We start from the raw sequence: 8596 nt of genomic DNA, 5'->3' as shown, positions 1-8596 counted from the left end.
GTACGGGTCCGGGCGGAGCCCGGTTTCGGGGAAGGGGCGGGGTGGGGTAAAACGCCCCGCGCAGCGGCCGCGCGGTGTCGTCAGACCACCGCGCCCCGCCCCGGATCGTCGTTCTCGTCGTCGTCGTGCGACATCCGCGCGACCAGCGTCGCGAAGCCGCCCAGGAAGCCGCCGACGCACAGCGTCGTCAGCCACCACGTCATGTCCCATCGCAGGACCACCGCGATCAGCATCAGCACCGGTCCGCCGATCACCGCCAGCCACGCGAACTTCGACGTCGCGTCTGCCTCCGGCAGCGGCGGGGGCTCGGGCGGGACGAAGTGGCCCTCGTCGCTGTCGTCGAAGTCGCCGTCGGACGGCTCCGCGACCTGGTAGTCGCGCGGTCCGCCGACGCCCGGTGCGAAGGTGACCGAGCTGCCCAGCGCCGGCTTGTCGTCGTCGGCCCGGCCCGCGGGCTCGGGCCCGGGATCAGGCGTGTCGTTCATGTCGCTCTCCAGGAGCGCCAGGTCCTCCACCGACTTGAACGGCTTCGCGCCCGGCGGGTCGGCGGGCTCCTCGCCGTATCCGGCGACGATGGCCGCCCAGGCCGCGTCCTCGTCGATCGGCTGCGGCTCACGGTCCGCGTCGTGCTGGTCAGCCACCGGTTGTGCTCCCTCCCAAGGCTTCCGGCGCGGGAGACCCCGTGGTCCCCGCGCTCGGAGCGAGCCGGCCGATGAACGCGTAACTCTCCTCGAAGATCCGCTCCGCATCGTGGTCCAACGTCGCGACGTGGTAGCTCTGTTCCAGCAGGATCTCCGTGACGTCCGTGGAGGAGACACGGCTGAGGATCCGGGCCGAGTCGGCGGCCGGCACCACATGGTCCTCGGGGCTGTGCAGCAGCAGCATCGGCTGGGTGACCTGCGGAAGCTCCCCGTCGACGATACGGAAGAACTGCCGCACCGAATGCGCGGCGTGCAGCGGCACCCGGTCGTAGCCCAGCTCCTCCACGCCCTGCTTGGCGATGTCGCTGGTCAGGCCCTTCGTGGACGGCACCAGATGACGCACCACGGGCAGCAGCGACGCCATCGCGCCGTGGACCTTGTTCGCCGGGTTGACGACGACGACGCCCCGGACCGCGTCGCCGTGCTTGGCGGCGAGCCGCAGCGTCAGGGCACCGCCCATGGAGAGGCCGAAGACGAACACGTGCCGACAGCGCTCGAGCAGCGAGCGCAGTTCCCTGTCCACCTCCGCATACCAGTCCTGCCAGCCGGTGACCTGCATGTCCTGCCAGCGTGTGCCGTGACCCGGCAGCAGCGGCAGGGACACCGTGAGGCCCCGCTCCGCCAGATACTCGGCCCAGGGCCGCAGCGACTGCGGGGAGCCGGTGAATCCGTGACAGAGAAGGACGCCGATCTCGCCGCCGTCGTGGCGGCAGGGCTCGGCTCCAGGAAGGACCGGCACCGGGGTCTCCTGTTCGTGAGGTACGCGGGCGTACGGAAGGGTCGAGGGTGTACTTCACGGTACGCGACCGGACCGACACCGACCAGGGCCGTTCCGGCACCGGAGCACGGCGGCGGCGGACCCGGCGCGGCGGACGGGGGCCGACCCTCGGGTTAAGGTCTGTTCGAAAGCAACAGGAGGCATTCGAGTTGATCTACGGCGCCATGAAGTTCTCCATCGGGGGTTCGCTGAAGCTTGCGTTCAGGCCCTGGGTGGAGGGTCTGGAGAACGTTCCGGCCGAGGGCCCCGCGATCCTCGCCAGCAACCATCTGTCGTTCTCCGACTCGTTCTTCCTCCCCGCGGTGCTCGACCGCAAGGTCACCTTCATCGCCAAGGCGGAGTACTTCACCTCGCCGGGCGTGAAGGGCAGGCTGACGGCCGCCTTCTTCAAGGGCGTCGGCCAGCTGCCGGTGGACCGTTCGGGTGCCCGCGGAGCGGGCGAGGCCGCGATCAAGGCCGGCATCGACGTGATCGAGTCCGGCGGCCTGTTCGGCATCTACCCGGAGGGCACCCGCTCCCCGGACGGCCGTCTCTACCGCGGCAAGCCGGGCGGCCTCGCCCGTGTGGCGCTGGCCACCGGCGCGCCGGTGATCCCCGTCGCGATGATCGACACCGAGAAGATCCAGCCGCCCGGCAAGGTGGTCCCGAAGCTGATGCGCCCGGGTATCCGGATCGGGAAGCCGCTGGACTTCAGCCGCTACCACGGCATGGAGGGCGACCGCTTCATCCTGCGTTCGGTGACCGACGAGGTCATGTACGAGATCATGAAGCTGTCCGGCCAGGAGTACGTCGACATCTACGCGACGGCCGCGAAGCGCCAGATCGCCGACGCGGAGAAGGCGGAGAAGGCGGCCCGGGCCGAGGCGGAGAAGGCCGAGAAGGCCAAGAAGGCGCAGCGGCCCGCCGCCTGAGCGGCGCGGCACGGCTACGGGGGTGGGGGAGATGGCCAAGCGCGAGCGTGTCGTGCGGATGTCGGTCGAGCTGCCGCTGTGGCGTGCCCTGACCGCCTACCGCGTGCTGACCATGGTCTACGCGGTGCTGCTCTTCGTCTTCACCCGGCAGAACTTCGAGCGCCCGCTGGTGGCGGCCGGTTTCCTCGCGGTGCTGGCCGTCTGGACCCTGGCCACCCTCCCCAAGGTCGCGAACGCGGCGCGCTGCACCAGGGGCTTCCTGGCCGCGGACCTGACCATCGCCCTGACCGGCATACTCCTCACCCCGCTCGCCGACGTGCACGCCCAGACGCATGACGGCCCCACCCTGCCGTCGATCTGGACGGCGGGCTCCGTCCTCGCCTTCGCCATCAAGGGCGGCTGGCGCTGGGCCGGTTTCGCCTCGTCGTTCGTCGCCGTCGCCAACATCGTCGAGCGGGGCGAGCCCAGCCGGGACACCTTCCACAACGTCCTGCTGGTGTGGGTGGCCTCCATAGCGATCGGCTACGTCGTCGAGGTGGCCCGCGCCTCCGAGCGCACCCTCGCCCGGGCGCTGGAGATCGAGGCGGCGACCCGTGAGCGGGAGCGGCTGGCGCGTGACATCCACGACAGCGTTCTCCAGGTGCTGGCGATGGTGCAGCGGCGGGGCACGGCGCTGGGCGGCGAGGCGGCGGAGCTGGGCAGGATGGCGGGCGAGCAGGAGGTCGCGCTGCGCAGCCTGGTCGCCGGGGGTCTGGTCCCGGCGTCCCGGGTGTCGGAGGACGAGTCCGAGGGCGCGGTCGTACGGATCGTGGAGGTACCGGACGACGACGGGCCCGCGCGGCCGTGCGACCTGCGGACGCTGCTCGCCCCGCACGCCGGTGCGAAGGTGACGCTGTCGGAGCCGGGCGCCCCCGTCCTCATGGACGCTCCGGCGGCCCGTGAGCTGGCGGCGGCGGTAGGGGCCGCACTGGACAATGTGAACAGGCACGCGGGCCCGGACGCCCAGGCATGGATCCTGGTCGAGGACTGGCCCGACGAGGTGATCGTGACGGTCAGGGACGACGGCCCGGGCATCGCGGAGGGCCGGCTGGCGCAGGCGGAGGGGGAGGGCCGGCTCGGAGTCGCCCAGTCCATCCGCGGGCGGCTGCGGGACCTCGGCGGTACGGCCGAGCTGCTGTCGGTCCCCGGCCAGGGCACGGAAGTAGAGCTCAGGATCCCACGGGGGAAGGCAGCGAAATGACGGATCAGCGGACGCTCAAGGTGATGGTGGTCGACGACCACCCGATGTGGCGGGACGCGGTGGCGCGCGACCTCACCGAGGCCGGGTTCGACGTGGTCGCCACGGCGGGCGACGGTGCGCAGGCCGTGCGCCGGGCGAAGGCCGCCGCGCCCGACGTTCTCGTGCTCGACCTCAATCTGCCCGAGATGCCGGGCGTGCAGGTGTGCAAGGAGCTGGTCGGGGCGCTGCCCGGCCTGCGTGTCCTGGTGCTGTCGGCCAGCGGCGAGCACGCGGACGTCCTGGAGGCGGTGAAGTCCGGTGCCACCGGCTATCTGCTGAAGTCGGCGAGCACGGAGGAGCTGACGGACGCGGTGCGCCGCACCGCCGTGGGCGATCCCGTCTTCACACCGGGTCTCGCGGGCCTGGTGCTCGGCGAGTACCGCCGGCTCGCCTCGGAGCCCGGTCCGCCGGCCGGCGCGGACGAGCCGAAGGCCCCGCAGCTGACGGACCGGGAGACCGAGGTACTGCGGCTGGTCGCCAAGGGGTTGTCGTACAAGCAGATCGCGGAGCGGCTGGTCATCTCCCACCGCACCGTCCAGAACCATGTGCAGAACACGCTGGGCAAGCTTCAGTTGCACAACCGAGTCGAACTGGTGCGGTACGCGATCGAGCGCGGCCTGGACGACGTCTGACCGCACGGCCGGCCGGTTCGAGTTGTACCCGTACGAGTGAATGGCGGACGGTCAACGACCGCGCCACGCAAAGGAATCGACCATTCGCCCCATCCCTGAGTGACCTGCGTCACCATTAGCGTGACGGTCACAGGGCTCATCTGGCGAAGGGAAGTTTCCATGCGCGTCGGAGTACTGACCGGGGGCGGCGACTGCCCCGGCCTCAACGCGGTCATCCGCGGCCTCGTCCGCAAGGGTGTGCAGGAGTACGGCTACGAGTTCGTCGGCTACCGCGACGGCTGGCGCGGACCGCTGGAGGGCGACACCGTTCCGCTCGACATCCCGGCCGTCCGCGGCATCCTCCCCCGCGGCGGCACGATCCTCGGCTCTTCCCGTACCAATCCGCTGAAGGAAGCGAACGGCATCCGCCGGATCAAGGAGAACCTCGCCAAGCAGGAGGTGGACGCCCTCGTCGCCATCGGCGGCGAGGACACCCTCGGCGTCGCGGCGCGGCTCTGCGACGAGTACGGCATCAGCTGTGTCGGCGTACCCAAGACCATCGACAACGACCTGTCCGCCACCGACTACACCTTCGGCTTCGACACGGCGGTCGGCATCGCCACCGAGGCGATCGACCGGCTGCACACCACCGCCGAATCCCATATGCGTGTGCTCGTCGTCGAGGTGATGGGGCGTCACGCGGGCTGGATCGCCCTCCACTCCGGTCTGGCGGGCGGCGCCAACGTCATCCTCATCCCCGAGCAGCGTTTCGACGTCGACCAGGTCTGCGCCTGGGTCACCTCCCGCTTCAAGGCCAGTTACGCGCCGATCGTGGTGATCGCCGAGGGCGCGATGCCCAAGGACGGCGAGGCGGTCCTCAAGGACGGCACGCTCGACTCGTTCGGCCATGTCCGCCTCTCCGGCGTCGGCGAGTGGCTGGCCAAGGAGATCGAGAGCCGTACGGGCAAGGAGGCCCGCACCACGGTCCTCGGGCACGTCCAGCGCGGCGGCACCCCGAGCGCCTTCGACCGCTGGCTCGCCACCCGCTTCGGACTGCACGCCGTCGACGCCGTGCGAGACGGGGACTTCGGCAAAATGGTCGCACTCCAGGGCACCGACATCGTGCGGGTGCCGATCGCCGAGGCGACCGCCAAGCTCAAGACGGTCGACCCGAAGCTCTACGAGGAGGTCGGCGTCTTCTTCGGCTGACGTGGCGGTGGGCCGTATATTCGCGAATACGGATATTCGCGGGTATCCGGCCCATAGCTCGTGAACCGGGAGAGAACGTGGAAATCCTCGCCTATGGTGTCCAGGCCGACGAGAAGCCGCTCATCGAGAAGGCCTTCGCCGATCTCCACGAGGGCGTCCGGTGCCTGGACCTGTTCCTCGACGCGGACACCGCCGCCATCGCCGCCGGTCACGAGGTCATCTCCACCAGCGTCAACGCCCAGCTGGACGCAGGGGTGCTGCGGACCCTCGCCGACGGCGGCACGAGGATGATCGCCCAGCGTTCCACCGGCTTCAACAACATCGACCTCGATGTGGCGGGGCAGCTCGGGCTCACCGTCGCCAGGGTGTCGTACTACTCGCCGTACTCCGTGGCCGAGTTCGCCTGGACACTGGCCATGGCGGTCAACCGGCGTATCGTCCGCGCCGCCAACCGCACCCGCGACTTCGACTTCCGCCTCGACGGCCTGATGGGCCGGGACATGTGCGGCCGCACCGCCGGCGTGATCGGCACCGGCAAGATCGGAGAGGCGTTCACCCGGATCGCCCACGGCTTCGGCATGCGGCTGCTCGGCCTCGACGTCGCGCCCAACCCCGTCTGCGTCGGCCTCGGCATGGAGTACGTGGACAAGGACGAACTGCTCGCCGCCGCGGACCTGGTCACCCTCCACGTACCGCTGCTGCCCGCCACCCGGCATCTGATCGGCGCCCAGGAACTGCGCGCGATGAAGGACGACGCGATCCTGGTGAACTCCAGCCGCGGCGGCCTGATCGACAGCGAAGCCCTCGTCGGCGAACTGCGCAAGGGCCGCTTCTCGGGAGTGGGCCTCGACGTGTACGAGGCGGAGGCCGGGCTGTTCTTCCTCGACCGGTCCATGGAGGCGGTCGACGACGACACCCTCGCCCGGCTGATGACGTTCCCCAACGTCCTGGTCACCTCCCACCAGGCGTACTACACCGCGGACGCGGTCGCCCAGATCGTGGACACCACCGCGTCGAACATCAGGGACCACCTCGAGGGCCGGCGCAGCGAGAACGTGCTCGTCCCCGCCGCGCCCGCCCCCTGAGCGCCGTGTCCCTCAGCCGACCAGCACGCCCGCCAGCAGTGACGCCGTCATTTCCGCGCCGTTCATGGTCAGCACCGACTCCGGATGGAACTGCACGGACGCGAAGCCGCCGCCGCGCAGCGCGTGCACGTCTCCCGTCGCCTCGTCCCGGCTCAGCTCGATCCGGTGCATGGCGAGTTCGGCCGCGGTGACCTCGTCGCAGCGCGCGGTGAAGCTGTTGTAGAAGCCGACCGTCTCCCGGCGGCCGAAGAAGTCGATCCGCTCCTGCGCCCCCTGGTACGGCTCGTCCTTGCGGACGATCTCAAGCCCCAGCTCCGCGGCCAGCACCTCGTGGCCGAGGCAGACGCCCAGCAGACCGTGGCGGTGCCCCTTCAGCAGGTCGGCGGCGAGGGCCCGCAGGAAGCGCATCTTCGGATCGGACGCGTCGGCCGGATCGCCGGGGCCCGGCCCCAGCACCACGGGTCCCGGGTGGGTGAGGGCACGCTCCCGCAGGCCGGGCGCGTCGTAGCGCACCACGGTCACCGCCAGTCCGGTCGAGCGCAGCAGATGCGCCAGCATGGAGGTGAAGGTGTCCTCCCCGTCGACGACGAGGGCGTGCCCGGAGAGTCTCGCGGACTGCTCCTGCATCCGGAGCCAGAACGGGGCCAGGTCGGCCCGACGGGAGTCCAGCGCCGCCCGCACGCGCGGATCGTCCGCCAGCCGCGGCGCCGGGCCCCCGGCCCCGGACCGCCCCGGCCGCACTCCCAGCGCGGCGAGCACCCCCGCCGCCTTTGCGTGTGTCTCCGCGACCTCGCCGGCCGGGTCGGAGTGCCGCACGAGCGTCGCCCCGACCGGCACCCGCAAGGTGCCCGTGGCGTCGATGTCGGCGGTACGGATCAGGATGGGCGAGTCGAGCGTCTGGGCGCCGGAGGCGTCCTCGCCGATCAATGCCAGCGCGCCCGCGTAGTAGCCGCGGCCGCCCACCTCGTGGCGGGAGATGACCCGGCAGGCGTTCTGCAGCGGCGAGCCCGTGACCGTGGCGGCGAACATCGTCTCCTTCAGCACCTCGCGCACGTCGAGGGACGAGCGTCCCCGCAACTCGTACTCGGTGTGCGCGAGATGAGCCATCTCCTTCAGCCGGGGCCCCACCACCACCCCGCCCATGTCGCCGACCGTGCACATCATCTTCAGCTCCTCGTCGACCACCATGGAGAGCTCCTCGCGCTCCTTGCGGTCGTCCAGGAAGGTGAGCAGCGCCTCGGCGGTCGGCCCCCCGGGCGGATACCGGAAGGTCCCGCTGATCGGGTTCATCACGACCGTGCCGCCGGTCATCCGCACATGCACCTCGGGGCTCGCCCCGACCAGCGTGCGGTCGCCGGTGTGGACCACGAAGGTCCAGTACGCGCCGCGTTCGCCGGTCAGCAGGCGCCGGAACAGGGCGAGCGCGTCGGCCCGGCCGAAGCCGTCGATCCGACCGGTGAAGGTGCGCCGGATCACGAAGTTGGCGCCTTCGCCCTGCCCGATCTCTTCCTCGACGACCCGCCGCACGATGTCCGCGTACTCCTTGTCGCCGACGTCGAACGTGCCCCCCTCGACGCGCACCTCGTGCCGGGGCAGCTCCTCCAGGACCTGCCCGAGGGCGAGTTCATGGCTCTCGCGGGCGACCAGGACCGCGAGGGGCGTGCCGTCGTCGGTCACGTCGAAGCCGCGTTCCGCGATCTGGCGGAAGGGCACGAGCGCCAGGGAGGGCTGCCCGCCCACCGGGATGTCGGCCAGACGGGCGGCTTCGTGGACGTCGCCGATCAGCACCTCGACGGTGCCGTGGTCGCGGCCCGGCGTACGGCGGTGCAGCAGGGCGAACGGGGGGCAGTCGTCGTCGAGCAGTCGTCCGATGAGCATGCGGGGTGTTCCTTCCAGGAGGGGAGGAACGGCCGCTGTCGGGAAAACAGTGAAGGCCGCCCCTCGGGCGGCCTTCGCGATCGGTGCTGCGCGCGATCAGGAAGCAGTGGGCCGCCGGAGTGCGGTCCACCACCAGTTCTTGAT

Annotated in this window: 8 protein-coding genes; 5 read left to right on the top strand and 3 right to left on the bottom strand. The window is 70.9% G+C overall.

Annotation, left to right across the window (positions count from 1 at the left end; translation table 11 throughout):
• Window positions 1-80: 80 nt before the first annotated feature.
• Together ACWGH4_RS25460 and ACWGH4_RS25455 are read right to left on the bottom strand one after the other, a co-directional pair.
• Window positions 81-749: a hypothetical protein gene (locus tag ACWGH4_RS25460; protein ID WP_453465001.1), complete on the bottom strand. Its 669-nt coding sequence runs from the start codon at window positions 747-749 to the stop codon at window positions 81-83.
• Window positions 634-1440 carry an alpha/beta hydrolase gene (locus ACWGH4_RS25455; protein WP_453464998.1) on the bottom strand — a complete coding sequence of 269 codons (807 nt, stop codon included), beginning with the start codon at window positions 1438-1440 and terminating at the stop codon, window positions 634-636. Before ACWGH4_RS25455 ends, ACWGH4_RS25460 begins: the two co-directional genes overlap by 116 nt.
• Before the next feature lie 188 nt (window positions 1441-1628).
• Between ACWGH4_RS25455 and ACWGH4_RS25450 the strand changes: the two genes are divergently transcribed.
• From ACWGH4_RS25450 to ACWGH4_RS25430, 5 genes are all read left to right on the top strand, one after another.
• Window positions 1629-2390, top strand: a complete 762-nt coding sequence (locus ACWGH4_RS25450; protein ID WP_005318614.1) for a lysophospholipid acyltransferase family protein — start codon at window positions 1629-1631, stop codon at window positions 2388-2390.
• A gap of 31 nt (window positions 2391-2421) precedes the next feature.
• The gene (gene macS, locus ACWGH4_RS25445; RefSeq protein ID WP_453464995.1) at window positions 2422-3630 is read left to right on the top strand and encodes a MacS family sensor histidine kinase; all 1209 of its coding nucleotides are present in this window, start codon (window positions 2422-2424) and stop codon (window positions 3628-3630) included.
• Complete coding sequence (locus ACWGH4_RS25440; protein WP_441264270.1) at window positions 3627-4301, top strand: response regulator; 675 nt, start codon at window positions 3627-3629, stop codon at window positions 4299-4301. Before macS ends, ACWGH4_RS25440 begins: the two co-directional genes overlap by 4 nt.
• 159 nt (window positions 4302-4460) lie before the next feature.
• Complete coding sequence (locus ACWGH4_RS25435; protein ID WP_441264271.1) at window positions 4461-5489, top strand: 6-phosphofructokinase; 1029 nt, start codon at window positions 4461-4463, stop codon at window positions 5487-5489.
• A 77-nt stretch (window positions 5490-5566) separates the two neighbouring features.
• Window positions 5567-6574 carry a 2-hydroxyacid dehydrogenase gene (locus ACWGH4_RS25430; protein ID WP_453464990.1) on the top strand — a complete coding sequence of 336 codons (1008 nt, stop codon included), beginning with the start codon at window positions 5567-5569 and terminating at the stop codon, window positions 6572-6574.
• Window positions 6575-6586: 12 nt separating this feature from the next.
• On the opposite strand, the gene ACWGH4_RS25425 is transcribed toward ACWGH4_RS25430, so the two are convergent.
• Complete coding sequence (locus ACWGH4_RS25425) at window positions 6587-8452, bottom strand: anthranilate synthase family protein (RefSeq protein ID WP_453464987.1); 1866 nt, start codon at window positions 8450-8452, stop codon at window positions 6587-6589.
• Window positions 8453-8596: the final 144 nt, after the last annotated feature.

The sequence above is a fragment of the Streptomyces sp. NPDC054847 genome, from assembly GCF_053610925.1.
This window is presented reverse-complemented; position numbering and strand designations above follow the sequence as displayed.

Excerpts from the sequence above, each read along its gene's own strand:
- ACWGH4_RS25460 (WP_453465001.1), bottom strand. The coding sequence starts at position 749 with ATGCGGAGCGGATCTTCGAGGAGAGTTACGCGTTCATCGGCCGGCTCG.
- macS (WP_453464995.1), top strand. The coding sequence starts at position 2,422 with ATGGCCAAGCGCGAGCGTGTCGTGCGGATGTCGGTCGAGCTGCCGCTG.
- ACWGH4_RS25440 (WP_441264270.1), top strand. The coding sequence starts at position 3,627 with ATGACGGATCAGCGGACGCTCAAGGTGATGGTGGTCGACGACCACCCG.
- ACWGH4_RS25435 (WP_441264271.1), top strand. The coding sequence starts at position 4,461 with ATGCGCGTCGGAGTACTGACCGGGGGCGGCGACTGCCCCGGCCTCAAC.
- ACWGH4_RS25425 (WP_453464987.1), bottom strand. The coding sequence starts at position 8,452 with ATGCTCATCGGACGACTGCTCGACGACGACTGCCCCCCGTTCGCCCTG.